A 26,654-nucleotide genomic window follows, 5' to 3' on the forward strand; every position below is an offset into this window, starting at 1 on the left:
CGGGAGCGGGAGATGCAGCAGAGCCGCGCAGCCCGGTCCCTGCCCGATGGTGCGAACCTGGCGTCGGGGAAGTACGCCAGGGTCGTATCGGACAGAGGCCGCGCTGCACGGGTCCGCTCAGAAAATGCCATTGAGAGATTCATCGCTGGCCGTCGAGAAGTTCTCTTCGTGTTCCTCGAGGTACTGCTGCCACTTGGTGGCATCCCAAATCTCTAGGTAGTCAACGGATCCGATGACGACACAGTCCTTGGACAGATCCGCGTACCGCCGATGGTCGGCGGACAGGGTGATGCGGCCCTGCGCGTCCGGATGCTGTTCGTCGGTGGCCGCCGCCAGGTTGCGCAGAAAGGCACGAGCCTCCGGGTTGCTGCGAGAAGCCGCGGCGGCCTTGCGTGCCAGCTGCTCGAACTCGGCCCGTGGATACACCGCGAGGCTGTGGTCCTGGCTTTTGGTAACCATCAACCCTCCCGCTAGTGCGTCCCGAAACTTGGCGGGCAATGTCAGCCGCCCTTTGTCGTCGAGCCTGGGCGTGTAGGTACCGAGAAACATCCCGACACCTCCCTGCCCAAACCCTTCGGAGCTACCCTTCCCTCCGATGTCCGCCACTTTACCCCACAATCCCCCACTTTGAATCTGATTTGCCGCGTGTCTCCCCACCATGCACCCACACTGAGGCTGAGAAGCGCCGCCGATGCGTTGTTTACGCAGGTAAACCCGGTGGGGATGAGTGGGGCACCGGTATCCAGGCGAGTTGATAACGATTTGGCCTGCCCGTCCGGCCGGGCTTGCGCGCGGTCACTCCACGACGCGCAGTGGTGAGGATGAGTGGGTCAAGCAGCAACGCACATAGCAACAGACCCGCGCTGATCGCGCGGGTCTGTGTTTCTTGACCGGTTTAGAGGGTGTTTGTCAGTTGTCGAAGCGGCGACGGAACCGCTCTTCCATGCGTTGTGCGAACGACCCGGCGGCGCGAGGCTTACGGGCGCGGCCGCCGGCCCCACCCTGTCCCCCCTGACCGACCGGGCTGGTCTCGGAGCGTCTGCTGCCGATGATCGCGAAGACCGCCGCACCGAACATGACCACAAATCCGATGACGCTCAGGACCGGGAAGTTTCCGATCTGCGTGGCGGGTACCGCGACACCGATCACCAACATCGCCAATCCGATGCAAAACAGCGCCGCGCCCTGCAGGCGCCGGCGGCCGGAGGTCGCACCCAGCCGTCCTCCGCGCACACTCGACGCAAACTTGGGATCCTCCGCGTACAGCGCGCTCTCAATCTGGTCGAGCATGCGCTGCTCGTGCTCGGAGAGTGGCATCTGTCCCTCCCTCTGGCGCACCGCTACCGGTTGGCTATGTCGTGTCGGCATCAACGCCGGGGAGCGCTGACACTCAATATCTGTTGATGTCTATTTATCAAGGGTGCCGTGGTTACAACACCCTCACGTTCATAATACGAGGTGAATACCCGCCATACCACCCGGTTCACCCACCAATCTCACAGCCACCGCCCACCGGGCAACACCGCACCACGGCGCGCCGACGGACCCGGCGAAAGCCGCGACAGCACCCGGGAACCCACCGCGCGTGATAAACCCGGGCAGTACACGAAGCCCAACCGGAAACCCAAAGGACGCACGTTGACGACATTCCTGGCCGATCTGTCGCAACGCGATATGCAGCGCCGGCTCAGCGAAGCGCTTCGTGTCTATGTCATCGCCATGGGCTACCCACACGGCACCGAGGATCAGCGCGCGCCCATGTGGCTCGAGCACAGTCGCAGGCACGGGTGGCAGGCAGCGGCCATTTTCGATACTCCGGCCATACCGTCGGACCACGACGCCCCACCCGTTCTGGACCCTGAACAGGCCCGCATGGTCGGAATCGCATACGGCTACCGCGGCGCCGCCGACCAGTGGTGGCATCAACAGGTCAGCCAGGGTCTGCGCAAGTCGGGACGGCCGCGCGACCAGGTGAATACCCTGCTCGAGCAGTATTTCGAGCTGACCGAACTGCATGTCGATCCCCAACTACAGGGCCACGGTTACGGCGAGGCATTGGCACGGCGGCTGCTCTCGCGTCGCACCGAGTCGCATGTCCTGCTGTCCACCCCCGAAATCACCGGCGAATCCAACCGCGCGTGGCGGTTGTACCGCCGACTGGGATTCACCGATGTCATCCGGCAGCACCAGTTCGCGGGAGATCCCCGGCGATTTGCGGTGCTTGGTCGCCCTTTGCCGCTGGAGCCCGGATATCGGCAGCCGGACATATCCGCCGTCTGGCACGATAATCCGCGATGACTAAACGAGGGCGGGTGGCGCGGATCACCGCTGTGCTGTTGTTGACGACACTGCCGCTGCTGTCGGGATGCGTGCGCGTCAAGGCCTCGATGACCGTCACCACCGACGATCACGTCTCCGGTCAACTGATTGCCGTCGCCAAACCGCAGGGCAAGAACGATAAGGGCCCCCAACTCGATCGCAACATGTCCTTCGCACAGAAGGTTCAGGTGAGCGATTACGAAGAGAACGGCATGGTGGGGTCCCGGGCCATCTTTAACGACCTGACCTTCGCGGAGGTGCCCCAGCTCGCCGGGATGAACAAGAACGCCGCCGGGTTCGACCTGACCCTGCGACGCAATGGCGACGCAGTAGTCCTGGAAGGACGTGCCGACCTCACCGCACTGGGCGACAACTCAAACGCCGATGTGTCGCTGGCCGTGTCCTTTCCCGGTGATATCGAATCCACCAATGGGGAAATGCTTGGCTCCGACGCCGTGCAGTGGAAGCTCAATCCCGGTGTGGTCAGCACCTTTACCGCGACAGCTCGCTACACCGACCCCAGTACCCGTTCGTTCGACGGTGCCGCGATCTTCGTCTCGATCGCCGCGCTGCTGGTCGGGGCGCTCGTCGCCTCCATGGCCTGGCTGGCTCGTGACCAGTCGCCGCGGTTTACGCCCGACCAGTTCCCGGAGTAACCCGCACCCCGAGGTTCTCCAACACCTCGGATGTGGCCCGGGCGAAGTTCAGAGTCATGAAGTGCAGGCATGGGACACCCTCGGCGAGCAGCCGGGCGGCCATCGCGGTGGTGACCTCGACACCCACCTTGCGCACCTCGTCGCGGTCCTCGTCCGGACCATCCCCGGCGGCCCTGAGTAGCCGTTCCTCCAAGGAGGCGGGCAGCGTGGACGAGGAAAGCTCAACCTGTCGACGCACCGAACGCAGTGAGGTGATGGGCATGAGCCCCGGGATGATCGGCTTGGCGCCCTGCTCGGAGTCGGCCGCGATCACCCGGTCGCGCAGCCGCAGATAGTCGTCGACATCGAAGAACATCTGGGTGATGGAGTACTCGGCTCCCGCACGGAGCTTGCTCACCAGATTGGCGGTATCGCTTTCCAGGTCGATCGCCTGCGGGTGGCCCTCGGGGAAGGACGCCACGCCGACATGGAAATCGCCGAGGTCACGAACCAGCTGCACCAGTTCCGTCGCGTACGTCAGCCCGCCGGGGTGAGGAATCCATTCCGCATTGACATCTCCGGCCGGATCGCCGCGCAGCGCAAGGATATTGGTGATGCCACGGTCCACATACGCCCCCACCATGGCACGCAGCTCATCGACGGTGTGCCCGACGGCAGTCAGGTGCGCGACCGGCAACAACGTGGTGTTCTCGGCGAGTTCGCCGGTCACCCGCACCGTACGGTCCCGGGTGGAGCCACCCGCACCATAGGTGACCGAGACGAACACCGGCTGATACCGTTCGAAAACTCTTGCCGCCCGCCACAACCGAGCCTCAGCCGCCTCGTCGCGGGGCGGCATGAACTCGACCGAGAACGGGACCTCGCCGGGCTGAACCGCGGACAGTCGATCGGCGATCGACCCCGGATCCTGCAGCTCGGCGACCGGTCCATCACGGTCGAGCGGGTGAGTTGTCACTTGTCCAGGATAGGTGGGATTAGGCTGAGTTCACTCTCGGAGACCCTGCACGCATCCGGGACCCAGTTACGCACCGTGAAAGGACTCCCCCGCTGAGCGTCAATGTAGCCGCTGCCAACGCCCGGCACCTGACCGACGCGGTGAGCGACCAACTGAGCCAGTTCCTGGCCGAATGCCGTGAGCACACCGCGCATATCGGGCAGAACTACGAGCACGCCATCACCGCCCTGGACCAGTTTGTGCTGCGCGGCGGCAAGAGGCTGCGCCCGGCGTTCGCCTACTGGGGCTGGCGCGCGATCACCGACGACCCGGACCCGTGGAACCCCGATGTGCTGCGGGTGTGTGCCGCGCTCGAACTGCTACACACCTGTGCACTCATCCACGACGACGTCATCGACAGCTCCGCCACCCGGCGCGGCGAACCCACCATCCATGTCGAGTTCGCGGCCCTGCACCGCGAGAACGGCTGGTCGGGCTCCCCCGAGCAGTTCGGAATATCCGCCGCGATCCTCCTCGGCGACCTGGCACTCACCTGGGCCGACGACATGGTCGTCGGCGCACAGCTCTCCCCGCAGGCTCACGCACGGGCACGAGGCGTCTGGTCGATCCTGCGCAGCGAGGTGTTGGGCGGCCAGTATCTGGACATTCTGTCCGAATCCTCCGGTGACGAGTCCGTCGAGACCGCCCTGCGGGTGATCCGATTCAAGACCGCCGGCTACACGGTGCAGCGTCCCTTGCAGCTGGGTGTCGCGATCGCCGCCGAGAACCCGGAAATCTCACAACTTCTCGGCGATGTCGGACTGGATATAGGCGTCGCGTTCCAGCTTCGCGATGACGTGCTCGGCGTATTCGGCGACCCGAAGGTGACCGGGAAACCGGCCGGGGACGACCTTCGTTCAGGCAAACGCACCGTGCTGCTGGCCGAGGCCCTGCAGCTGGCGCGCCGAAGCGACAGCGCCGCCGAGGATCTGCTGCACTCCTGGATCGGCACCCCGCTCACCGATCAGCAGGTCGCCGAAATGTGTTCGCTCATAGTCGACTTGGGTGCGCTGGCGGCGGTGGAATCCCGTATCGAGGAACACACGCACCGCGCCCTGGACCAGCTGGCGAGCGCCGATATCGCCGACGATGCCCGCGACGCGCTATCTGACCTGGTCCGATTGGTGTCCAACCGGAGCGCATGATCACGTGAGCACATCGTCAAAGGCCGTGGAGCCTCCCCTGGAAAGCGCCGGATGGGTGTCGTCCTTCCTGCGGTCCCCCGCCGGACGCGCGGCCATCACCGGATTCGGTGGTGCTGTTCTCATCGCCATCGGCGGCCTGGGCGCGGGCAGCACCCGCCAGCACGACCCACTATTGGAATCCGCCGGGCTGTCCTGGTTGCGCTTCGGCCACGGCCTGGTGGTGTCCTCGGTCCTCATGTGGCTCGGGGTTGTGCTGATGCTGCTGGCCTGGCTCGGACTGGGCCGACATGTCATCGCGGGCAAGGTAACCAAAGAGTCCCTGATGATTGTCATCCCGTGCTGGTTGCTGCCGCTGCTCACCTCGGTTCCGGTATTCAGCCGGGATGCGTACTCCTATCTCGCGCAGGGCGCCCTGCTCCGCGACGGATTCGATCCCTATGTGGTGGGCCCGGTCGAAAACCCGAATCCATTGCTGGAGAACGTCAGTCCGATCTGGTCCACCACCACGGCGCCCTACGGGCCACTGTTCATCCTCATCGCGCGGTTCGTCACCCAGGTAATCGGCGACGATGTGGTGGCGGGGACCATGCTGCTGCGCCTGTGCATGCTGCCCGGCTTGGCATTGCTGGTGTGGGCCACACCCCGAGTCGCCCAACACCTCGGCGCCAACGCCAGCAAGGCCTTGTGGATCTGCGTCCTCAACCCGCTGGTGATCATCCATCTCATGGGTGGTGTGCACAACGAGATGCTGATGGTCGGCCTCATGATGGCGGGCATCGCCCTTGTCCTTGAGCGACATCACGTTTGGGGCATGTCGGTGGTGGCCCTAGCGGTCGCGGTCAAGGCCACAGCCGGTCTGGCCCTACCGTTTTTGGTGTGGATCTGGATGCGCCGACTCATCGACCGCACCGACGAGGGTCCCCCGCAACAAAAACGGCGGAGCCCGATAGCCGCGTTCGTGATGGCGTCGGCGGCCTCGGTCGCGATTGTCGTCACCGTGTTCGCGGTGCTGTCCTGGATCGCCGGAGTCGGCCTGGGATGGCTGACCGCGCTGGCCGGTTCGGTGAAGATCATCAACTGGCTGACCGTGCCGACCGCCGTCGCCAACATCATCAATGTCGTCGCCGGATTGTTCGTCACCGTGAACTTCGACGCGCTACTGGAGATCACCCGCATCATCGGGGTCATCGTCATAGCCGTCAGCCTGCCGGTGGTGTGGTGGCGGCATCGCCACAACGACCGTGACGCGATGTTCGGGATCCTGTGGTCGATGGTCATCGTGGTACTCATGGCACCGGCCGCGTTGCCCTGGTACTACACGTGGCCGCTGGCCATCGCGGGACCACTGCTGCAATCGCGCGCCGCGATCGCCGCGATCGCCGGGTTCTCCACCTGGATCATGGTGATTTTCAAACCCGATGGCTCCCACGGCATGTACGTATGGATCCATGTGCTGATCGCCGCCACGTGCGCGGCCGTCGCCTGGCGGATGATCAATACCGCGCCGGAACCTCATGATCCGGAACCGGCCGTAGCACCAGCCCCGGCGCCCGCCGCCTAGTACGCCATCGCCTGCGCCCGCCGCAGCACTTCGCGTGCCTGGTGGCCGTGCAGCGCATCGACCGGGCGGGCCGCCTCGATTCGTTCCGTGGTGCCGTCCCGGCTCACGGTGAGCGACTCGTCGCCGGTGAACAGCCAGCGCATGATTTCGGGCTCGTGAAATCCGCCGTCCCGCAGCACGGACAGCAGCCCGGACAAATGTTTCACGACCGGCCCCTCCGGGCTGAAAAAGATGACGGGAACCTTGATTTCACCATCGCGCCGCACCGCGATCAGCTCTCCGTCGCGCAGATATTGCTGGACCTTGCTCACCGTTACCCGTAGACGCGCCGCCACCTCCTTGAGAGAGAACAGTGGCTCATCGGCGTCAAGTGTGTCGGCGACGTATGGAATTGCGCTCATGACGAATGACGCTAGTCGTCCGCCGCGTCACCGTCGCCCAAAAGTGTCCTCCGGGTGTGGTGACACGCGTAACCTTCGGACGGTGACGAGTTCCGGCGATCCGACATCGGTCACCCACAGTGAGTACTACCCCTACCCCGTCGAGAAGGTCTGGGATGTCCTCATCTCCCTAGAGCTCACCGCCTCACAGGTGAAAGAAGTGAACGATGCACCGGTTGAGGTCGGCGCGACGCGCGTCCTCATCACCCATCCCCAGCCCACGGTGGGATTCGATGGGGTGCTCCGCACCACCTACACCAGCGTGGTGCCCTGCGATCACATCGAACAGGTGCTGACCGCCCCTGGCATCGAAGTGACCTCGCGGTGGAATCTGCTCCCCGAGCCCGGCGGCACCCGGCTCCGCGTGACGTACAGCCGGTTCGATCCCGCCATCCCCCTGCACCGTCAATGGCGGACCATGCTGTTCTCCGGGGCCGGGCCAATGCTCAACTCCGTCCGCGAAATGCTCGACAAGCGACATTGACGGCGGGGTGTCCTCGCATCAGTCGATACGATCGATGCGATGACATCGCCCAAGTCCCCGGCCAGCCGTCTCGATCCGATGATCGGCACGGTGCTCGACGGTCGGTACCGCATCGAGGCTCCGATCGCGACGGGCGGTATGTCGACCGTGTACCGCGGGCTGGACACCCGACTGGACCGCCCGGTGGCCGTGAAGGTGATGGACAGCCGCTACGCCTCCGACAGCGGATTTCTCGCACGATTCCGGCTCGAGGCGCGGGCGGTGGCACGGCTGCGTCACCCGGGCCTGGTCGCCGTCTTCGACCAGGGCATGGACGGTAAGCACCCGTTCCTGGTGATGGAGCTGATCGACGGGGGCACCCTGCGCGAGCTGCTGCGTGAACGCGGGCCCATGCCGCCACACGCGGTGGCCGCGGTGTTCAATCCGCTGCTGGGCGGTTTGGCGGTGGCACACCGATCGGGCCTGGTGCACCGCGATGTCAAACCCGAGAACGTGCTGATCTCCGATGACGGCGAGGTCAAGCTCGCCGATTTCGGGCTGGTGCGCGCCGTGGCCGAAGCCGGAATCACCTCAACCAGCGTGATCTTGGGGACCGCGGCATACCTATCCCCCGAACAGGTGCGCACCGGATCCGCCGGCCCGCGCAGCGATGTCTACTCGGCAGGCATCCTGATGTACGAATTGCTCACCGGGGTAACACCATTCACCGGCGACACCGCGTTGGCACTGGCCTACCAACGCATCGATCGCGACGTGCCGGCGCCCAGCGAGACTATCGACGGCGTACCGGAGGAGTTCGATGAGCTGGTGCTGCGCGCCACCTCCCGCGACCCGGACGCGCGTTATGCCGATGCCGCGCAGTTCGGCGCCGAACTGGATGCCATCGCCTCGGAGCTGCGGCTGCCACCCTTTCGGGTACCGGCGCCCAAGGATTCCAAACAGCACGTCGCCGAGCAGCTCTACCGCAGCCGACTGATCGATGCCGGCGGCAGTACCACCGGCAACCTCAGCGCTCCCGACAAGTTCCAAGCGGCCGACGCCGCTTCGGCCGCGGCGGCCCTGGGCGTCTCAGCGCGCCCGGGCACCTCGGCGCGACCCAAGGTGCCCAATCCCACGCGGATGATGGACCCGGTGCCCTCCTACGACCCCGAATACGATGAATACGATCGGGAATTCGACAGCGAGCCAGACGAATCGGCATTCTTCGCCGGCGTCGACGACTCTGACTACCGATACGAACGCCAACAGAGCCGGCGTGCGATCTTCATCTGGCTGGTGATCGTCTTGATCCTCACCGGGTCCGTCGCGGCGGGATGCTGGTCACTGGGTGCCAACATCACCCACCTGTTCTAGGCGCGGCCTCAGTCCCTGAGCATCTCCGCGACGAGGAACGCCAACTCCAGCGACTGCTGGGTGTTCAGCCGCGGATCGCATGCCGTCTCGTAGCGACCGGCCAGGTCGTCATCCGAGATATCTTGTGCGCCACCAAGACACTCGGTGACGTTCTCACCGGTGATCTCGACGTGAATACCGCCCGGGTGCGTGCCGAGTGCGTTGTGCACCTCGAAGTAACCCTGCACCTCGTCGACGATCCGATCGAAATGCCGTGTCTTGTAACCACTGGGCGACTCGTGGGTGTTGCCGTGCATCGGGTCGCACTGCCAGACGACCTGATGGCCGGTGGCCTGCACCTTCTCGATGATCGGCGGAAGCAGATCGCGCACCTTCGAGTTGCCCATCCGCGAGACGAACGTCAGGCGGCCCGGCTTGTTGTGCGGGTCAAGGCGTTCCACGTATTCAACGGCCTGATCGGGCGTGGTCGTCGGACCGATCTTCATACCGATCGGGTTGGCGATGATCTCGGCGAAGGCCACATGCGCGTGATCGAGCTGCCGCGTGCGATCGCCGATCCACAGGTAGTGGGCCGACAGGTCGTAGAGCGCGGGCTCACCGTTCTCGTCCTCGGCCAGGCGCAGCATCGCCCGCTCGTAGTCGAGCACCAGCGCCTCGTGACTGGCGTAGATCTCGGCGGTGTCCAGGTTGGAATCCGCCACGCCGCACGCGCTCATGAACTTCAGGCCGCGATCGATCTCGGAGGCCAGCGCCTCGTACCGCGCACCCGCGGGCGAGGTGCGGACGAATTCACGGTTCCAATCGTGCACCAGGGCCAGCGAGGCCAGGCCCGAGCCGGTCACGGCACGCACCAGGTTCATCGCGGCGCTGGCATTGGCGTACGCACGCACCAGCCGCGACGCGTCGTGCTCGCGCAGTGCGGCATCGGGGGCAAAACCGTTGACCATGTCGCCGCGGTAGGACTTCAGCCCCAGGGCGTCGGTGTCCGAGCTGCGTGGCTTCGCGTACTGGCCGGCGATACGGGCCAGCTTCACCACCGGCATGCTGGACCCGTACGTCAGCACCACCGCCATCTGCAGCAGCGCGCGAATGTTGGCCCGGATATGCGGCTCGGTGTTGTCGGCAAAGGTCTCGGCACAGTCGCCGCCCTGTAGCAGGAATGCCTCACCACGGGCCACCTGAGCCAGCTGGCCCTGCAAACGCTGAATCTCCGCGGGAACGGTGATCGGCGGCACGCTTTCCAGCACCGTCCGCATGGCTGCGGCCTGATTCGCGGGCCAGCTCGGCTGCTGAGCAGCGGGTTTGGCCAGCGCGGCGGCGAGGCGGTCACGCAGATCAGCCGGGAGCGGCGGCAGCTCCGGCAATTGGTCGATAGGGACGTCGACTGTCCAGTTCACCACACCATCTTAACCGGCCCTCACCAGCGGATTTTACCCGCCGTCGGGAGCCATCGCGCGGTAGCGGACCAGGTTGTATCGGGCGTCGACCAAGGCATCGTGCGAGTCGGCAGGGCGTTTCGGTACATCTGGCCGGCCCAGGTCCTGCCACAGCTGCTTGAGCTCCAGGGTGAACCGCGGAATCGGACGCGGGAGCGCCGTCATGGGCCCCCACAGCTGACACAGCGCGACATGGTCGTAGGCGCCCACCCAGGCCCACAGCTCAATCGGGTCGGCCGGTCCGCCACCGTTCAGTCCGAGGAATTCGGCCAGCTCGTCGCGGATCTGCCCACGAGAGCGCCACAGCGGTGACGACAGCGCCGGCAATTTGGGCAGCACGTGCTGACGCACCCACGGGCCCGCCTGCTGCGGATCGAAGGCCGTGGATACCGCGTAATACTCGCGGCCGTCCTCACAGACCATCCCGATGGAGATGAGCTCGATGGTGCGGCCGTCGTCGATGAACTCGGTGTCATAGAAGTAGCGCACGCACGCCGCCTAGTTGTGTGCCGGAGTCGCCGGCGTCAGCTCATCGGCCTGCACTGATTCATCTTCCCGCACAGCCTCATTCGCCTCCCCTGGGTCTCTCCGCAGCCAGATCCAGCTGGTCACGAGCACCCCGAGATGAACAAACACGTACAAGCTGGGAATCACGTCGTTCAGGACGCCGCCCGGCCGCAACGTCAGCGCCCCGGAGTCCGGTGTCTTTCCGCTCAAACTGGTGAACCAGGCCGCGAACACCACGCAGAACACCCACATGGTGACCGCGGATGCCCGCTTGCCCAGCACATATCCGCGGTAGCCCAGGTGCACGACCAAGGGCACGAACCACACCCAGTGATGGCTCCAGCTGAACGGCGATGCAGCCGCCGATGCCATGCCCACGATCGAGATCGCCAGCAACAGCTGGTTCCGCCGGTAGGCCACGGTCGCGACCACCAGGCTCATCACGATCACCAGCACCGACAGGGCCGTGGCGGTCCCGGCGGACAGGTTCAGTCGCAGGAACAGCCCGCTGATGCTGGTGCTGGCGGTGGGATCGCGGGTGATGCGGCTGATCTTCTCGAAGGAGCGGTCCACCCAGTAGTAGTGCGACGCCGAGGGCAGGAATATGAAGCCCAGGCCGATGGTGGCGATCAGCGTCACGGTGGCCACGACGGCGGCGCGAATCCGTCCCACCACGAAGAGGAAGACGATGAAGATCATCGGGGTCAACTTGATGCCGGCGACGATGCCGATGCCGATCCCGGCCAGTTTCGACCGTTTGGGCGCCAGCATGTCCGTGACCACCACGGCGAGGATGAGCAGGTTGATCTGCCCCAGCTGAATGGAGAGCCGCACCGGCTCAAGCCACGAAACCAATCCGATCAGCAGCGCCAGCAGCCCCCACAGCCCTGCCTTGACCGAGATGTTTAGCCAGCGCAGCATGCGCCACACCGAATAGACCAGCAGCGCCGGGAACACCACGAGCGACAGGACCTGCGCGGTGAAGTCGGTGATGAAGGCCAATGGGGTGAAGACCAGCGCCGCGAACGGGGTGTAGGTGAACAGCAGATCGTCGATCTCGCCGTTGCGTCCGATCGAGTACAGATCCAGCCCGTCCAGCACCCGCGTGCCGCCAAATCGATAAACCAGCACGTCGATCTGCAGCGCGTACGTCGGCCAATGAATGAAGACGACCGCGTGCAGCAAGAGGGCGATCGCGAGGACGAGCGGGCCACCCCACGCAATCCATCCGGCGACTCGACGAGTGGAGCCGCCGACCGCGATGGTGGTTTCGTCTATTGAATTCGGCACGGCCCTCGCATCTCTCAGTTCTCCCGCCGGTGGGGTCAAGAGTAGCGGTACCGGCACGGATAGCTGACCCACGCCCCACGACGAGGCGCCACCTCAGATGCAGGGAAGATGTGCCGACCCCGAATTAACCGGCAGCGCTCTCCGGCATGCGATCGGGTTGCTGAGCAGGCTCGGCGGGCTTCGGCTTGTCTGCCGCGTCTTTCTTGAGGGAGGCCGCGTAGATGTCGACGTACTCCTGTCCGGACAGCTGCATCAGCTCGTACATCACCTCGTCGATGACCGCGCGTTCGATGAACCGGTTGCCGGCCATCCCGTCGAACCGCGAGAAGTCGAGCGGCTTGCCGATCTTGACGGTGACCTTGGAAAAATGCCAGCGAGCGGTTCCCGGCGGGTTCATGACATTGGTGCCGACCATGGCGATGGGGATGACCGGCACGCCCGTTGCCAGCGCCATGCGCGCCAGTCCGGTCTTACCCTTGTACAGACGTCCGTCCGGTGACCGGGTGCCCTCGGGATAGATGCCCAACAGCTTGCCCTCACCGAGCAGCCGCTTCGCGGTGCCCAGCGCATTCTCGGCGGCGTCGGCACTGGTTCTATCGATCGGCACCTGACCCGCCCCGCTGAAGAACACCTTCTTGAGCCAGCCCTTGAAACCGGACTCAGTGAAGTACTCGCTCTTCGCCAGGAACGTCACCCGACGCGGAGAGACCAGCGGAAGAAAGAAGCTATCGACCACGGCTAGATGGTTACCCGCCAAGATTGCCGGCCCGGACGATGGGATGTTCTCCAGACCTTCCACCTTCGGCCGGCCCATCAGCTGCAGGATCGGCCCCATGAAGATGTACTTCAGCAGCCAATAGAACATCGCCCATCCTCTCCCGATCCCCATCCCGAACTCCCATGGGGCTGGCGCCGAGCTTACCCTCGGCGACGGCGAAACTCCGTGGAGTGTTTAAGGTCCCGAAAAAATGGGACGCCATGTCCCAGAACGGACACGGATGCGCGCTACTCGTCGATGTCCACCGGAATTGGTTGGTAGCCAGTCGATTGCGAGCTGGGCGGTGGAGGCGGGAAGGGACTGCGGTATTCGGGACCGGGCCCGTCGCCGTCGGGATCGTCCGGACCACCCGCACCCTCGGCCTCCAGCATCGCCCGCACCACCATGACCAGTGCCAGGCTGTGTTCGGCGATCGTCGCCAACAGCGGATGGTGCTCACCCTCGACAAGGGCTGCCAGTGCGCACACCGGGCAGAACAGCTGATTGCATTTCCCGGGGGCGCCACCATCGGCGGCGGCACGTGCGGCCTGGCGCAGCGCCGGATCAAGCTTGTCGAGGATCGAGGTGGCCAACGCCCGCAGCTCGGGGCCGAGCTCCGGATGGGTACCCGTCACGTAGGCCACACCTCCGGATCCGCTCTAAACCGTATGGTCAGCTCGCCACTGACGAGCCGGGCGTCGACAACCACACAGCGCCGCAGCACGGAGGCCAGCCGGACCCGCCGGCGCATCCCGTTTGCGCCGATGACCAGGTCATCTCCTACCCGGCCGAGGCTCAATGTGGCCGGGTCGATCTGCGGTAACTCTAGCCGCAACCGATAGACGGCGTCCGCGCCGGATCCGGATTCGTGTTCGACGACGGTAGCCAGCGGGGCCGGGGGCTTGGCGCCATCGCGGCGTCGCACCGCCTCGGCCAGTTCTCCGAGCGCATCCGGACCGATGGGCTCACGCGGCAGGTGCGGCACCAACAACATCTCCACATCCCCGATCGCCTCCCCCATCTCGTCGAGAACCGCCGACTGATCGGTGATGCGCTGCATGTACCAGTCAAAGGCCGGATGGTCAGGAAGATTGTGGTATTCGTACGAATCATCTTGAATAAGAACCTGATTGACAATCACCTGGTCGATGCGCACACCCATGAGCGCCAGCGCTCCCACGGTGCGGACAGCTTCCGCCACCACCACGCGTTCCGGTGTCAACACCAGATGCGCCCCCACCCGCTCGGGATCCGAGAGCAAGCCCGCGAGCCGATCCGCCGACGCCGCAACGCGTTCCAGCAGTTCGGCCAGTATCAGGGCGCGCGGCGAGCCGATACCGCCGAGCCGGCGATGCCGCGGCCAGGCGCGTTCGAGATACATCGCGAAGGTTCCGGGCAGGGTCAGCATCCGCAACGCGTCGGCCGTCGAGGCACAGTCGACCACGACGACATCCCATTCACCCGTCTCGGCGAGCTGCTGGACCTCATGCAGCCCAAGCATCTCCTGAACGCCGGGCAACGCGGAAAGCTCCTCTGGGGCAAGCGATCCGATATCAGATTCGGGATACTGCGCGGCGATTGTCCCGGCAATGTCTGCCCAACGCCGCTCCAGCAGGCCCAGGGTGTCCAGCGCCATGACGTCGAGCAGGCCCCCGTACGGATCCTCGATCACCCGCACGCAGTGCGCACCCGGGGACGGATCGACACGAACGCCGAAGACATCGCCCAGCGAGTGCGCCTGGTCGGTGGAAACCGCCAGCACCCGTCGGCCGGCACGCGCGTACCGCACCGCGGTGGCACCGGCCAGCGTCGACTTGCCCACGCCTCCCTTGCCCACGAAGAGGCCGATGGTGGCTGTCAACGGCGCGTGGACTTCGGGGGCGACGTCTTCGGGACGGGACATGAGCTCCTCCCCGACGTCGCTAGCGGTCAGATTCGACTCGCTTCTTCAGATCCTTGAGCGCGGAATCGGTGATCTTGCGTTCGGCCTTGCGCTTGAGCATTCCGATCATCGGAATTTGAAGGTCGACCGCGAGCTCATAGGTCACCTCGGTTCCAGACCCTTTGGCCGCCAAGAGGTATGTCCCCTCCAGCGAACGCAACAGGGAGCTTTCCGCCAGGGTCCAGCTGACCTTTCGGCCATCCGGGGACCACACATACTCCAGGACCTGGGTGTCCTTGAGAACACCGGCGTCCAACACCAACCGGGCCCGTTTGACCCTGCCCTCCGAATCGGTGTCGAGCACCTCGGTTTCCTTGTACTCCGACACCCATTCCGGGTAGGCGCCGATATCGGCGATCACCGCCATCACCTTGCCGGGCTCGGCATCGATGGCAATCGTTTGGGTAGTCTTCTCAGCCACCTGACAGACGCTACCCTTCTCGTTGGCGCTCGGATACTCCCATCCTGGCAATTCGCTGCAGCCCCACGAAGGAGAGACGCCCATGAGCCGTCTGGTGGCGAAGGTGCTCGGTGTGCACCAGCAGATCTACATCGCTTCGAAAGGCTATCTGGGTCATCGCGTTCCGGGGATGGCACCAAGCCTGCTACTGACCTCGATCGGCGCCAAGACCGGAGCGCAACGGATCAACTCGCTGACCTATGTGCGGGACGGCAACAATCTCGTCATCGTGGCCTCGAACGGCGGCGCTCGGCGCAATCCCGCGTGGTATCACAACCTCAGGGCTCACCCCGAGGTGCGGGTGCAGCTGGGCAGGGAAAAGCGCCGGGTTCGGGCCAGCGCCCTACTACCCGGCGACGCCGACTATGAGCGGCTGTGGAAGTTGGCCGACACCAACAACTCTGGGCATTACAGCGCATATCAGCGAGCAACCTCCCGTCCCATCCCGCTGGTCGTGCTCGCCCCGGCCTGATCAGGCCTGCGGTACCCGCGACTCACCGATCGGCCGGCCGGCCTCGAGCTGCTGCTTGACCCCGAAGGCGAACCGTTTCCCGGCGACACGACGGGCATGATTGAGCTGGGCCAGATTCAGCTTGCGTGCCTGCGCGGCATTGGCGCCGACAGGCTCCGCATGCAGGAAGTAGTGCAGGATCGCCCCGTCGAGGACGGGCTCCAGCCACACCTCCATCGTGCCGGTGAGCGGCCCGGCGACCGTCCAGCGGATGCCCTTCTCGCCGCGCTCCTCGACAACATTGAGCTGCAGGTCAGGCCACCAACGGCGCCAATCCGCGGGGCTGGAGATGGCGCGGCCGATGTCCGCGGGATCTGCGGCGATAAAGGTCTGATCGGCGACCTGGATGCTGTTCATCGCCGACAAGCTTAAGCCCCGCCGCCGAGGGAAATACGGCAACGCCTTCGACGATCTTGAGGCCACGACTAGTCTAGGCGGGTGCGAGAGTTCAGCGTTCCTGCCCCATTCACCGTCGAGGACAACGCATCGGTTGTTCATGCCGTCTACGACTACGAGCGTGAAGACCCCAACCAGGCGGCGTTCTCCCGTCTTATCGACGGCACCTGGACGCCCGTCACCTACGCGGAGGCCGCGGCGGAGATCCGCGCGGTGGCCAATGGCCTCATCGCCAAGGGCGTGGCGCCCGGCGACCGCGTGGCCCTGATCTCCGCGACACGATACGAGTGGACGATCATCGACTACGCGGTGCTGTCGATCGGTGCCATCACCGTGCCGATCTACGAGACATCCTCGGCCGATCAGGTCCGCTGGGTGCTCCAAGATTCCGCCGCGGTGGTGCTGTTCGTGGAATCCGATGCCCATGCCAAGATCGCCGAAGAACTGGCACCGGAACTGCCCAACCTGCGCACCGTGTTTCACATCGCCAACTCGAGCGCCCCGGCGGCCCTCGACGAGCTCGCCGCGGCGGGCACCGGGGTGGACCCCGCCGAACTCAACGGCCGGTTGGCCGCCATCAAGGCGACCGATCCGGCGACACTCATCTACACCTCCGGCACCACCGGCCGCCCCAAGGGCTGCCAGCTCACCCATTCGAACCTGGTGTACGAAACCCGTGGCGCGCGTGCGGTTTTCCCTGACTACCTACAAAAGGGCAGCCGAACACTGATCTTCCTGCCGCTGGCTCACGTGTTGGCACGCGGCATCGCGATGGCCTGCTTCCAGTCCAAGGTCAGCGTCGGATTCACCAGCGATATCAAGACACTGGTGCCGACGTTCGGGGTCTTCAAGCCGACCTTCATCGTCTCGGTCCCCCGCATCTTCGAGAAGGTGTACAACACCGCTCGCCAGAACGCCCAGAACGACGGCAAGGGAAAGATTTTCGATGCCGCCGCCGACACCGCCATCGAATACAGCGAGGCACTGGACAAGGGCGGTCCTGGCATCGTGCTGCGCGCCAAGCGGGCCGCCTTCGACAAGCTGGTGTACGGCAAGTTGCGCGCCGCGCTCGGCGGCGAATGCGTGGCATCGATCTCCGGCGGGGCACCGCTGGGCGCCCGGCTGGGTCACTTCTACCGCGGCGTCGGCCTGACAATCTACGAGGGTTACGGCCTCACCGAGACGACGGCCGCCTGCGCGGTGAACGTCATCGGTGGTCTCAAGATCGGCAGTGTCGGAAGGCCATTGCCCGGTAACGCCGTCAAGATCGCCGAGGACGGCGAGCTGTTGATATCCGGCGGCGTGGTGTTCAGCGGTTACTGGAACAACGAGACCGCCACCAGCGAGTCGCTCGTGGATGGCTGGTTCCACACCGGCGATCTGGGGGCCATCGACGAGGACGGGTTCGTCACCATCACCGGTCGTAAGAAGGAAATCATCGTCACCGCCGGCGGCAAGAACGTGGCACCCGCGGTGCTGGAGGACCAGTTGCGCGCCCACCCGTTGATCAGCCAGGCGATGGCGGTGGGCGACAAGCAGCCCTTCATCGGCGCTCTCATCACCATCGACCCGGAGGCCATCGACGGCTGGAAACAGCGCAACGGCAAGCCTGCCGACGCCACCGTCGCCGACCTCGTCGAAGATCCCGATCTACTCGCGGAGATCGGGACCGCCGTGAAGGCAGCCAATCAGGTTGTCTCCCATGCCGAAGCCATCAAGAAGTTCCGGATCCTGCCGGTCGACTTCACCGAAGCCACCGGCGAGATGACGCCGACACTCAAGGTGAAACGCAATGTGGTGGCCGAGAAGTTCGCCGCCGACATCGACGCGATCTATTCGGGGTCGCCCGAGTAACGCAGTCGGTACGCGATGAAGCCGAGCGAGCCGCCGGTCGTGCACCTCTCGCGTGTGCTGCGCATGCTCTGCAGGGCCACGAACCCAGGTTATGCGGACCCGCTGACCAGCTCCGCGAATCGGGCGGCATGGTGATCCCAGCGCCAGTTCTCGGTCACCCAGGTGCGCCCTGCCGCACCCATCATGGCGGCACGCGCCGGATCGGACAGAATCTGGACGATCGCGTCGGTGATCGCGGGCACCGATCTGCCGTCGACGACGATTCCCGTTTCGCCGTCGCGCACGGTCTCCGGCGCGCCCCCCGAATCTCCGGCCACCACCGGCACACCGCAGGCCGAGGCCTCCAGGAAGACGATTCCCAGCCCCTCGACATCCAGCCCCGCCCCGCGCGTGCGGCAGGGCATCGCGAAGACATCTGCCATCGCGTGATGAGCGGGGAGCTCCTCCCATGGCACACTGCCGGTGAACACCACATGCTCATCGACGCCGACGCGATTGGCCAACGCCCGCAACGGTTCCGCGTACGGCCCACCGCCCACGATCACCAGCGCTGCACCATCTACACGTTCCCGGATAGCGGGCAGCGCCTCGATGAGCATGTCCTGCCCCTTGCGCGGAACCAGCCGGGAGACGCACACGATGGTCGGCCGGTCACCGAGCCCGTAGCGGCCTCGCAGCTCCTCGCGTGCGGCCGAGTCCGGGCGAAACCTATTGGTATCGACACCGGCAGGTAGATGTTCCAGGGCGGCGCGCGGGCCGAAGGCCGAGGCGAAACGTCCGCGGGTGTAGCGGCTGACGTAGGTGATCACATCGGTGGTGTCCCCGATCTGCCGCAGCGCGGACCGCGCAACCGGGAGCATCGACCAACCCACCTCGTGCCCGTGCGTGCTGGCAGCCGTCACCGAGGCCCCCGCCGCCTTCGCCGCCGAGGACAACAGCGCGAGCGGCGCGGCCGCACCGAACCACACCACATCGGAACGCTGCGACGTGATGAGGTCCACCATGCGCTGGCGGACACCGGGACTGGGCAGCATCAGCGATGTCGGATGACGCACCACCTGGTACTCGGCGGCGGCGTCGTAACGCTCACACCCTTTCCACCGCGGTGCATAGACGGTGACCTCGTGCGATTCGGCCAGACGGGTCACCAGCTCCTGCAGGTACGACTGGATGCCGCCGGGCCTCGGCGGAAAATCGTTGGTGACCAACAAGATCCGTTGCCGCTGGCCGCCAGGGTGAAATGTCACAGCACTTACCGTACTGGGCCTACCGTAGTGGACGGGTGCCGAGCCAGCTCTGCCACTGACGTACCAGCGTCGTCTCGTCGATGCCCAGCGTCCGCTGGATCGCCACCCCCTGCGCCTCCCGCACAATCCCGGCTCCGTACCGGTACAGCTGCGCAAGCGTGGGCTCGCCGAAGGTTTCGGCCACGTATTGCGCCACCGACCAGGCTTCCTCGTAGGCCTGGGTGCGGCGCGCCCCCGGACTGTCGATATCCTCGTCGGTGGGCAGATGATCCGGAATCTGACCCGCGGCAAGGGCATTCGCCAACGTCGGCGCGGCGTTGCGGAAGGGGGTACCGCTACCGCGACGACCGTTGTAGTCGGCCACCCCCTCCACCAGCCACAGCGGCGCGTGGTCTCCGGTGACCGTGCGGGCGGCGGCGTGGAAGAGCTCGTGGCGCAGCACCACACGGAACTGATCGACCGGCAACGCGGCAGATCCGGGGGCGAATATCACGCGCTGCCCTACGGCGACTCCACCGTCGACCCGGTCGGCAACGGCCGCCCCGGCTATACCGTCGGTACGTTCGCCGCCGACAAGAGTGGCGAACTCCGCGTCGGTACCCGTCGCGACGAACAGGATCCCCGAATATCCCTGCGACCCCCAGAACTCCGACAGGGACGTCATGGCCCCGTCGATCTCGGCGACGATCCGCGGCGCGACCGCCGACCCGGGATGCCCGAGCACCACCACGTCCCTGTCCCCCGACCTCTTCCGCGTCTCCACCACCGGCGCGAACTGCCACGGCACGGCGATGTCACTGGCGTCGAACAACCGCCAGGCATCGTTGTCGCGCGACACCCCGATCGTGACGGGGCGCTGGACGGCAACCTTGTCCACCCCGCTGACCGCATAGAACAGCGACGCGTCCAGCTTCCATTGTTGTTGCGAGGCAATGGGATCGGCCGGAACATCGGCGGCAGTGCGGTATTCGAACGTATCGGTCTTGAGCTGCGAGAGATTCGCCTGCAGTGTCAGCTGCGTCTCGATGAACGCGGGCTTGTCCGGGGCAAGCACAGCCCGCAGCGCCGCGGCATCGTTGGCACGCAGCGCCTGGGAATAGCGGGTGAGCAGCGCTTGAATCGAGGTGCGCGCATCATCGGCCGGTACGGCAGGTTGCGCCCGACAACCCCCGCACACGATCAGCAGGGCCACCGCGAAGAGCGGTGCGCAGCGCCTCAGTAGCGACGCGCGTTGTAGATCGGGCCGGACGACGTGATCGGCACGACCGCGACCGGAACACCATAGGTGGAGGCGTGCACCATCATGCCGTTACCGACATAGAGACCGGTGTGTGAGGCATCCCCGTAGAAGTTGATGACATCACCTGGCTGCAGTTCGCTCAGCGAAACGGGCGTACCGCCACGCGCCAGCGCCTGGCTGGAATGCGGCAGCGAGACACCTTGCTGACCGTAGGCCCACATGACCAGGCCCGAGCAGTCGAAGGCGTTGGGGCCCGAACCGCCCCATGAGTACGGCGCGCCGATCCGGGTCAGTGCGGCCGCGACGGCGTTCGCACCCACCGCGGATCCGCCACCGCCGATCGCGGCTTCCGGTGCGGGTGCCGCGGCAGCGGCCTGCATCAACGGCTCGGGCGCATCGGCGTCGCCCGGTTCCGCCAGAGGCGGTGGGGGCACGGGCGCCGGTGCCGCCAACTGCGCACGCTGACCGGGGCTCAGGGTGTTGTACTGCGACTTGACGACCGCGATCTGCACCTGCAGCTGGCTCTGCTTGGCCTGCAGCGAGGCACGCACGTTCTTGGCTTGCTCGGCGGCCACCCGCGCCGCCTCTGCGGCGTCACGGGACCGCTGCTCGGCCTCGTCGGCCGAAGCCTGGGCAGAGCGATAGTTGTCCATCCGGCTGCGCATCTCGCCGCCCACCGTGCGCTGCACGGACAGCTGATCGATCAGATTCTGCGGCGAATTGGACGTCAGCACGGCGCCGTAACCACTGGTCGTACCACCCATGTAGGCGGCGACCATGGCCTTGTTGACATCAACTTGGTAGGTGGACACCGCCATGCGCGCGGCCTTCGCGACGGCCTCGTCGGCGAGAACCGACTTCTCGGCATCGCGCTGAGCGGCCAGCTTGGCATCGAGATCGATTTTCGCCGTGTTAGCTGCCTCAGAGGTTGCCTCGGCCTGGCGAGAGAGCTCGTTGAGCTTCTTCACGGCGTCGTTGTTGGGGTCGGCGGCGGCGGTCTGTCCGCCCGCAAATACCCCTCCGACCAGCGCGGCAGCAGTCAGCGCGAGCATTGTGCGGCGCAGAGGAGAGGGCGTCAGTCGATCCGAATGATTTCGAAGAAGACGCCCGACACTCACTGACTACATCCCTTTACTGCAATTTGATCGCCACGAACCACGGCGCTGATAGGTCTCAGATAGGTTACGAAATGGCATCGGCGTTGTCCACCGCAGTGTGGAACGACGTCAACGTCGCGTAAGCGCCGGTTCTCCTCCCCGTTCCCGGGGCGGGCCATCACGTACCTCTTTCGAGTGTGCCTTATGCGACTCCGGCATCGGGCGTCTTCGCCGAAACAGGCGTGTCGTAGGTGCGCTGAATCGGCACCAAACGCAGCCTGGGTGCCATCCCGGCCTCGGCCAATACGGCCAGCGCGGCGCGCTCGTCATCGGCGAGTGTCTGGGGCACTCCTAACAGCACGCTGACCACGCAGTCTTCGCATCCCGGGCCGCGCATGGCGCAATCGTCACAATCGATGAGCATGGCTCCTCCTATCCCTTGAGTCGTTCTTTCAGGTTCGAGCGGACGGTAACCGCGCCCACCGACAAGTAGGAGTTCCCTGGCACGCTGGCGGTATGACCGAACAGCAACAGCCAGTGCACACCGACCGGCGCCGGGCGGAGTCGTTCGGAGGCTCCGCCGACGCGTACGACAGTCACCGTCCCCGCTATCCACAGCCACTGATCGATGAGCTGATCTCCGGCGGGCGCCCGCATGCCCTGGACGTCGGAGCAGGCACCGGCATCGCGGCAGCACAGCTCGTCGCCGCCGGCGCCCAGGTGCTCGCTGTCGAACCGGACGCCCGGATGGCACGGATAACGGCCGGGAAGGGCATCGACGTCGAGGTGGCCACCTTCGAGGACTGGCAGCCGGCGGGCCGCACATTCGATCTGGTGCTCTTCGCCCAGTCCTTTCACTGGGTCGAGCCCACCGCCGCGCTACAGAAGGTGTTGACGGTGCTTGTCCCCGGTGGGCGGCTCGCACTGGTCTGGAACCGCATCGAACCCACCGCGCCGGCCCAGAGCGATCTGGACGCCATCTACGCCGATTTCATGGACACCGCGAAGCGCCCGTCCATCGGCACCGAGGACACGGTGACTCCGATCATCGAGAGATCCGGATACCAGGTGCGGCATCTGCGCTTCGCGGAGCAGAAGCATTTCTCCACCCAGGCGTACCTGGACATGGTGTTCACCTACTCCAATCACCTCACGCTCGACCCGGCCGCACGCGGCGTGCTGCGGTCCCGCCTGGAAGAGACGATCGGAGACGACGGCGTCGACACCAAGAACGACGCACTCGCACTGATCTGCACCCCCGTGGCGTGATCTCTACATGTCAGTCCTGAGGCCTACGGTCACGTCATGACGCAGCTGACCTTCGACGAGGTGCACTCCTCGTCGGGGTCGGCGGCACAAGCGCTGCGCGACACCACCTTTGTGGTGGTGGACCTGGAGACAACCGGGGGCAGTGCGGAAAACGACGCGATCACCGAGATCGGCGCGGTGAAGGTGCGCGGCGGCGAGGTGCTCGGGGAACTGGCCACCTTGGTCGATCCGCAACGCTCGATACCACCGCAGATCGTCCGCCTCACCGGCATCACCTCGGCGATGCTGGTCGACGCACCGCCGATCGAACAGGTGTTGCCGACATTTCTCGAATTCGCCCGTGGCGCGGTGCTGGTCGCTCACAACGCCGGTTTCGATATCGGGTTCCTCAAGGCGGCCGCACGGCAATGCGGAATCGACTGGCCCCAGCCCACCGTCTTGTGCACGGTGCGGCTGGCACGGCGGGTGTTGTCGCGCGATGAGGCTCCCCGCGTCAGCCTGGGCGCGCTGGCGCAGCTGCTCGGTGCGTCCACCACCCCGAATCACCGGGCACTCGACGATGCCAGGGCCACCGTCGACGTCCTGCACGCGCTGATCGGCCGGGTGGGCAACCAGGGCGTCGACACCATGGGCGAGCTGCGGCGCTATCGCACCCATGTGCCCAACGCCTTACGCGACAAGCGCACCCTGGCCAACGGAATGCCTCACGCCCCAGGCGTTTACCTTTTCCGCGGGCCGTCTGGCGAGGTGCTGTATGTGGGTACCGCGGTCAATCTGCATCGACGGGTGCAGCAGTATTTCACCGGCGCCGACCCCCGTGGTCGGATGCGTGAGATGGTCACCATCGCGACCGCCGTGGACCACGTGACCTGTGCGCACCCCCTGGAGGCTGCGGTACGCGAGCTGCGGTTGTTGGGTGCGCACGCACCGCCGTACAACCGGAAATCCCGATTTCCGCACCGCTGGTGGTGGGTGGTCCTCACCGAGGAGCCATTCCCCCGGTTCGCCGTGGTGCGGAGCACCAATGGGCGCCCGATGCTCGGGCCGTTTCGCGCACGCGGCGACGCGACCACCGCCGCCCTGACCCTTGCCCGATTCACCGGGGTGCGTACGTGCGCCACCCGCATCGGGGCCAACGGCCGGCACGGCCCCGCCTGCGACGGGCAGTCGTATCCACACGACACCGCCTCGCCCTGCCCCACCCCCGCCGGGGTGGACGCTGTCGAATATCGGGAGGGGCTCGGCACTGCGCTCGCTGTCCTCGCCGGCACCGAGGGACAGCCGCTGCACGCGATGTGCGACCGAGTGGCCGAACTGGGCGGCCTGCGGCGTTACGAAACCGCCGCACGACAACGCGATGCGACGGCGGCACTCATGGAGGCACTGGCCCGCCAGCATCGGCTGCACGCGCTCGCACGTCTCGAGGAGCTGATTGCCGCCCGTCCCGATGGCGAGGGCGGATGGCAGATTGCGGTGGTGCGACATGGCCAGCTCGCCGGGGCCGCGGTCGCCCGGCGGGGTGTGCCGCCGATGCCGGTGGTGGCGGCGGTCTCGACCTCAGCGCAGGTGGTGCTGCCGACCCCGGAACCGTTCGGTGGGGCCGCACCCGAGGAGACCGGGCTGATCACCCGCTGGCTGGCCGAGCCCGGGGTGCGCATGGTGTCCTCGACGGATGGTTATGCCGAGGCGACGGGATGCGCCGGATCGCTCCGGGACTGGGCGGCAGCGGCACGCAGCGCGCGCATGGCGCACAGTGTGCAGCGGGATGACTGGGGAATGGCCGAGCTGATCAAGATCGCCGACCCTCCACAACGACCTACCGTGCCCCGAGCCGCTGGCTGACGGCTATCCAGTTGTCCAGTAGCGCCGCGGCCGCCCCCGAGTCGATGGCGGTGGATACCCGGGCGAGCGCGTTCTCCCAGGCAGGCACCCATTGGGCGTCGCTGGCCAGCCCGGCGTGGGCAACCATGGCGCCCGCGGCATTGAGCAGGACCGCGTCCCGTACGGCGCCGGCGCGACCGGCAAGCACCGTCCGGACTTCGGCGGCGTTGAACGCGGGATCGCCCCCGACCAGCTCCTCCAGCCGAGCGCGCGCGAAACCGAAGGCCGCGGGATCGAATCGCAGTGTGTCGACGGTGCCCGCCTGCACCCGCCAGATGGTGCTGGTCGTCGTGGTGGTCAGCTCATCGAGCCCGTCGTCGCCGTGCACCACCAGCACACTGGACCCGCGTCCCGCGAACACCCCGGCCATCACCTCGGCGAGGTCCGCGAACGCACAGCCGATCAGACCTGCCCGCGGACGTCCTGGATTTGTCAGTGGCCCAAGCAAATTGAACACCGTGGGGACGCCCAACTCGCGGCGCACGGACGACGCGTACCGATAGGACGGGTGGAAGTGCGGCGCGAAGCAAAATCCGATACCGACCTCCGCGACACTGCGTGCCACTTGCGCGGCACCCAGGTCGATACGTACCCCTAATTCCTCGAGTGTGTCCGCTCCACCGGCCAGCGACGACGCCGCCCGGTTGCCGTGCTTGACCACTCGCACCCCACACGCCGCCACCACGATGGAGGCCATGGTGGACAGGTTCACCGTGTTCGCCCCGTCACCCCCGGTCCCCACGATGTCCACCGCGTCCGTGCCGATCGCGTCGGCAGCGTCCTGCGGGAACCGGAGCGCGTGCGCCAGCATGGTGTCGGCCAGCTCCCCGACCTCAGCCGAGGTCGGGCGCTTCATCCGCATGGACACTCCGAAGGCCGCGATCTGGGCCGGGGTAGCCGCACCCGTCATGATCTCGTCCATGGCCCAGGCCGCCTGCCCCGCCGTCAGGTCGCGACGGTTGGTCAGCTCCCCCAGTACCCGGGGCCACGAATGTTCCAGCACGCCGCAAATGGTCCCATGGACCGGGCGGGCACAACAAAGGACTAAATGCCTTCCAGGCCTGGCGCGACACGCCGTACGCAGGTCATCGACACCACTCTCATCAGAGGCCACACGTGTTGTGGAGAGTCGGTCACAAATCAATGTCGGACCCGAGTGGCTCTCGACAACTACAAAGCGTCATACTTACGACGTGACGACCGCAGCAGCCCCAGGATCGCCGGCGGGAACCGCCATTACCCAGCGGGTTCATTCACTGAACCGGCCCAATATGGTGAGTGTTGGCACCATTGTGTGGCTTTCCAGTGAGTTGATGTTCTTTGCTGGACTCTTCGCCTTTTACTTCACCGCCCGGGCTCAGTCCGGCGGCAACTGGCCACCGGAGCCCACCGAGCTGAACCTGGGTCTTGCCATCCCCGTCACCGCCGTGCTGGTCGCCTCGTCCTTCACCTGTCAGATGGGCGTGTTCGCCGCGGAACGTGGTGACGTCTTCGGGCTGCGTCGCTGGTACGTCATCACCCTCATCATGGGCACCTTCTTCGTCCTCGGCCAGGGCTACGAGTACTCGAACCTCGTGCGCGAGGGCACCACGATCGCGAGCAGTTCGTACGGCTCAACCTTCTACTTGGCGACCGGCTTCCACGGTCTGCACGTCATCGGCGGACTGGTGGCATTCGTTTATCTGCTGATTCGCACCCGGATGAGTAAGTTCACTCCGGCCCAGGCCACCTCCGCGATCGTCGTGTCCTACTACTGGCACTTCGTCGACATCGTGTGGGTCGCATTGTTCGCCACGATCTACTTTGTCCGCTAAC

General features: G+C 65.8%; 29 protein-coding genes. 11 read left to right on the top strand and 18 right to left on the bottom strand.

The window, feature by feature from the left end; all coding sequences use genetic code 11:
* Window positions 1–117: 117 nt before the first annotated feature.
* The 3 genes from mraZ to BKG76_RS25070 all read right to left on the bottom strand — a co-directional run bounded on the left by mraZ (window position 118) and on the right by BKG76_RS25070 (window position 1,637).
* Window positions 118–549 (bottom strand): division/cell wall cluster transcriptional repressor MraZ, encoded by a 432-nt coding sequence (mraZ, locus tag BKG76_RS00610; protein WP_070935052.1) that lies wholly within the window; start codon window positions 547–549, stop codon window positions 118–120.
* A 360-nt stretch (window positions 550–909) separates the two neighbouring features.
* Window positions 910–1,317 (bottom strand): DUF3040 domain-containing protein, encoded by a 408-nt coding sequence (locus BKG76_RS00615; protein ID WP_070935054.1) that lies wholly within the window; start codon window positions 1,315–1,317, stop codon window positions 910–912.
* Window positions 1,318–1,496: 179 nt separating this feature from the next.
* On the bottom strand, window positions 1,497–1,637 hold the full coding sequence (locus BKG76_RS25070; protein WP_165611475.1) for a hypothetical protein: 141 nt from the start codon (window positions 1,635–1,637) through the stop codon (window positions 1,497–1,499).
* Window position 1,638: 1 nt separating this feature from the next.
* Here BKG76_RS25070 and BKG76_RS00620 point away from each other — a divergent pair, with 1 nt between their 5' ends.
* Together BKG76_RS00620 and BKG76_RS00625 are read left to right on the top strand one after the other, a co-directional pair.
* Window positions 1,639–2,298, top strand: coding sequence for a GNAT family N-acetyltransferase (locus tag BKG76_RS00620; RefSeq protein ID WP_070936751.1), 660 nt, complete (start codon window positions 1,639–1,641; stop codon window positions 2,296–2,298).
* Between the two features lie 14 nt (window positions 2,299–2,312).
* Window positions 2,313–2,975, top strand: coding sequence for an LppM family (lipo)protein (locus BKG76_RS00625; RefSeq protein ID WP_070935056.1), 663 nt, complete (start codon window positions 2,313–2,315; stop codon window positions 2,973–2,975).
* Here the strand turns inward: BKG76_RS00625 and metF are convergent.
* On the bottom strand, window positions 2,950–3,930 hold the full coding sequence (gene metF, locus BKG76_RS00630) for a methylenetetrahydrofolate reductase [NAD(P)H] (RefSeq protein WP_070935057.1): 981 nt from the start codon (window positions 3,928–3,930) through the stop codon (window positions 2,950–2,952). The genes BKG76_RS00625 and metF overlap by 26 nt on opposite strands.
* Before the next feature lie 140 nt (window positions 3,931–4,070).
* Between metF and BKG76_RS00635 the strand changes: the two genes are divergently transcribed.
* Together BKG76_RS00635 and BKG76_RS00640 are read left to right on the top strand one after the other, a co-directional pair.
* Window positions 4,071–5,114 carry a polyprenyl synthetase family protein gene (locus BKG76_RS00635; protein WP_083337864.1) on the top strand — a complete coding sequence of 348 codons (1,044 nt, stop codon included), beginning with the start codon at window positions 4,071–4,073 and terminating at the stop codon, window positions 5,112–5,114.
* A 55-nt stretch (window positions 5,115–5,169) separates the two neighbouring features.
* A complete protein-coding gene (locus BKG76_RS00640; protein ID WP_070936752.1) occupies window positions 5,170–6,675 on the top strand; it encodes an alpha-(1->6)-mannopyranosyltransferase A in 1,506 nt (501 codons plus the stop codon).
* On the opposite strand, the gene BKG76_RS00645 is transcribed toward BKG76_RS00640, so the two are convergent.
* Complete coding sequence (locus BKG76_RS00645; RefSeq protein WP_070935061.1) at window positions 6,672–7,076, bottom strand: Rv2175c family DNA-binding protein; 405 nt, start codon at window positions 7,074–7,076, stop codon at window positions 6,672–6,674. The genes BKG76_RS00640 and BKG76_RS00645 overlap by 4 nt on opposite strands.
* Window positions 7,077–7,158: 82 nt before the next feature.
* On the opposite strand from BKG76_RS00645, the gene BKG76_RS00650 reads away from it, so the two are divergent.
* Together BKG76_RS00650 and BKG76_RS00655 are read left to right on the top strand one after the other, a co-directional pair.
* On the top strand, window positions 7,159–7,599 hold the full coding sequence (locus BKG76_RS00650) for an SRPBCC family protein (RefSeq protein WP_070935063.1): 441 nt from the start codon (window positions 7,159–7,161) through the stop codon (window positions 7,597–7,599).
* Between the two features lie 39 nt (window positions 7,600–7,638).
* Window positions 7,639–8,952 (top strand): protein kinase domain-containing protein, encoded by a 1,314-nt coding sequence (locus BKG76_RS00655; protein ID WP_070935065.1) that lies wholly within the window; start codon window positions 7,639–7,641, stop codon window positions 8,950–8,952.
* A gap of 8 nt (window positions 8,953–8,960) precedes the next feature.
* On the opposite strand, the gene BKG76_RS00660 is transcribed toward BKG76_RS00655, so the two are convergent.
* From BKG76_RS00660 to BKG76_RS00690, 7 genes are all read right to left on the bottom strand, one after another.
* Complete coding sequence (locus BKG76_RS00660; RefSeq protein ID WP_070936753.1) at window positions 8,961–10,349, bottom strand: class II 3-deoxy-7-phosphoheptulonate synthase; 1,389 nt, start codon at window positions 10,347–10,349, stop codon at window positions 8,961–8,963.
* Between the two features lie 33 nt (window positions 10,350–10,382).
* On the bottom strand, window positions 10,383–10,877 hold the full coding sequence (locus tag BKG76_RS00665; protein ID WP_070935067.1) for a polyadenylate-specific 3'-exoribonuclease AS: 495 nt from the start codon (window positions 10,875–10,877) through the stop codon (window positions 10,383–10,385).
* A gap of 9 nt (window positions 10,878–10,886) precedes the next feature.
* Window positions 10,887–12,185 carry a glycosyltransferase 87 family protein gene (locus tag BKG76_RS00670; protein WP_070935069.1) on the bottom strand — a complete coding sequence of 433 codons (1,299 nt, stop codon included), beginning with the start codon at window positions 12,183–12,185 and terminating at the stop codon, window positions 10,887–10,889.
* Between the two features lie 124 nt (window positions 12,186–12,309).
* Window positions 12,310–13,050 (bottom strand): lysophospholipid acyltransferase family protein, encoded by a 741-nt coding sequence (locus tag BKG76_RS00675; RefSeq protein WP_070935071.1) that lies wholly within the window; start codon window positions 13,048–13,050, stop codon window positions 12,310–12,312.
* Window positions 13,051–13,190: 140 nt separating this feature from the next.
* Complete coding sequence (locus BKG76_RS00680) at window positions 13,191–13,577, bottom strand: hypothetical protein (RefSeq protein WP_070936754.1); 387 nt, start codon at window positions 13,575–13,577, stop codon at window positions 13,191–13,193.
* Window positions 13,574–14,845, bottom strand: a complete 1,272-nt coding sequence (locus tag BKG76_RS00685; protein WP_070935073.1) for an ArsA family ATPase — start codon at window positions 14,843–14,845, stop codon at window positions 13,574–13,576. The genes BKG76_RS00680 and BKG76_RS00685 overlap by 4 nt, the downstream gene beginning before the upstream one ends.
* Before the next feature lie 19 nt (window positions 14,846–14,864).
* Window positions 14,865–15,305 carry an SRPBCC family protein gene (locus BKG76_RS00690; protein ID WP_070936755.1) on the bottom strand — a complete coding sequence of 147 codons (441 nt, stop codon included), beginning with the start codon at window positions 15,303–15,305 and terminating at the stop codon, window positions 14,865–14,867.
* 82 nt (window positions 15,306–15,387) lie between these two features.
* On the opposite strand from BKG76_RS00690, the gene BKG76_RS00695 reads away from it, so the two are divergent.
* The gene (locus tag BKG76_RS00695; RefSeq protein ID WP_070935075.1) at window positions 15,388–15,816 is read left to right on the top strand and encodes a nitroreductase family deazaflavin-dependent oxidoreductase; all 429 of its coding nucleotides are present in this window, start codon (window positions 15,388–15,390) and stop codon (window positions 15,814–15,816) included.
* Here BKG76_RS00695 and BKG76_RS00700 read toward each other — a convergent pair whose 3' ends face one another.
* The gene (locus BKG76_RS00700; protein WP_070935077.1) at window positions 15,817–16,212 is read right to left on the bottom strand and encodes a polyketide cyclase / dehydrase and lipid transport; all 396 of its coding nucleotides are present in this window, start codon (window positions 16,210–16,212) and stop codon (window positions 15,817–15,819) included.
* An 81-nt stretch (window positions 16,213–16,293) separates the two neighbouring features.
* Between BKG76_RS00700 and BKG76_RS00705 the strand changes: the two genes are divergently transcribed.
* Window positions 16,294–18,105, top strand: a complete 1,812-nt coding sequence (locus BKG76_RS00705) for an AMP-dependent synthetase/ligase (protein ID WP_070935079.1) — start codon at window positions 16,294–16,296, stop codon at window positions 18,103–18,105.
* An 89-nt stretch (window positions 18,106–18,194) separates the two neighbouring features.
* On the opposite strand, the gene BKG76_RS00710 is transcribed toward BKG76_RS00705, so the two are convergent.
* The 4 genes from BKG76_RS00710 to BKG76_RS00725 all read right to left on the bottom strand — a co-directional run bounded on the left by BKG76_RS00710 (window position 18,195) and on the right by BKG76_RS00725 (window position 22,113).
* Window positions 18,195–19,352, bottom strand: coding sequence for a glycosyltransferase family 4 protein (locus tag BKG76_RS00710; protein WP_070935081.1), 1,158 nt, complete (start codon window positions 19,350–19,352; stop codon window positions 18,195–18,197).
* Window positions 19,353–19,371: 19 nt separating this feature from the next.
* Window positions 19,372–20,535 carry a hypothetical protein gene (locus BKG76_RS00715; protein WP_070936756.1) on the bottom strand — a complete coding sequence of 388 codons (1,164 nt, stop codon included), beginning with the start codon at window positions 20,533–20,535 and terminating at the stop codon, window positions 19,372–19,374.
* Between the two features lie 32 nt (window positions 20,536–20,567).
* On the bottom strand, window positions 20,568–21,656 hold the full coding sequence (ripC, locus tag BKG76_RS00720; protein WP_269085931.1) for a peptidoglycan hydrolase RipC: 1,089 nt from the start codon (window positions 21,654–21,656) through the stop codon (window positions 20,568–20,570).
* A gap of 235 nt (window positions 21,657–21,891) precedes the next feature.
* On the bottom strand, window positions 21,892–22,113 hold the full coding sequence (locus BKG76_RS00725) for a hypothetical protein (protein WP_070935086.1): 222 nt from the start codon (window positions 22,111–22,113) through the stop codon (window positions 21,892–21,894).
* A gap of 113 nt (window positions 22,114–22,226) precedes the next feature.
* On the opposite strand from BKG76_RS00725, the gene BKG76_RS00730 reads away from it, so the two are divergent.
* A complete protein-coding gene (locus BKG76_RS00730) occupies window positions 22,227–22,958 on the top strand; it encodes a class I SAM-dependent methyltransferase (protein ID WP_083337929.1) in 732 nt (243 codons plus the stop codon).
* Between the two features lie 36 nt (window positions 22,959–22,994).
* Window positions 22,995–24,800 carry a DEDD exonuclease domain-containing protein gene (locus BKG76_RS00735; protein ID WP_070935090.1) on the top strand — a complete coding sequence of 602 codons (1,806 nt, stop codon included), beginning with the start codon at window positions 22,995–22,997 and terminating at the stop codon, window positions 24,798–24,800.
* Here the strand turns inward: BKG76_RS00735 and trpD are convergent.
* On the bottom strand, window positions 24,775–25,842 hold the full coding sequence (gene trpD, locus BKG76_RS00740) for an anthranilate phosphoribosyltransferase (protein ID WP_070935092.1): 1,068 nt from the start codon (window positions 25,840–25,842) through the stop codon (window positions 24,775–24,777). The genes BKG76_RS00735 and trpD overlap by 26 nt on opposite strands.
* A 268-nt stretch (window positions 25,843–26,110) precedes the next feature.
* Between trpD and ctaE the strand changes: the two genes are divergently transcribed.
* Window positions 26,111–26,653 (top strand): aa3-type cytochrome oxidase subunit III, encoded by a 543-nt coding sequence (gene ctaE, locus BKG76_RS00745; protein WP_237156289.1) that lies wholly within the window; start codon window positions 26,111–26,113, stop codon window positions 26,651–26,653.
* Window position 26,654: the final 1 nt, after the last annotated feature.

It is taken from the genome of Mycobacteroides franklinii (assembly GCF_001853795.1).
GTDB classification, from domain to species: Bacteria; Actinomycetota; Actinomycetes; order Mycobacteriales; family Mycobacteriaceae; genus Mycobacterium; species Mycobacterium franklinii.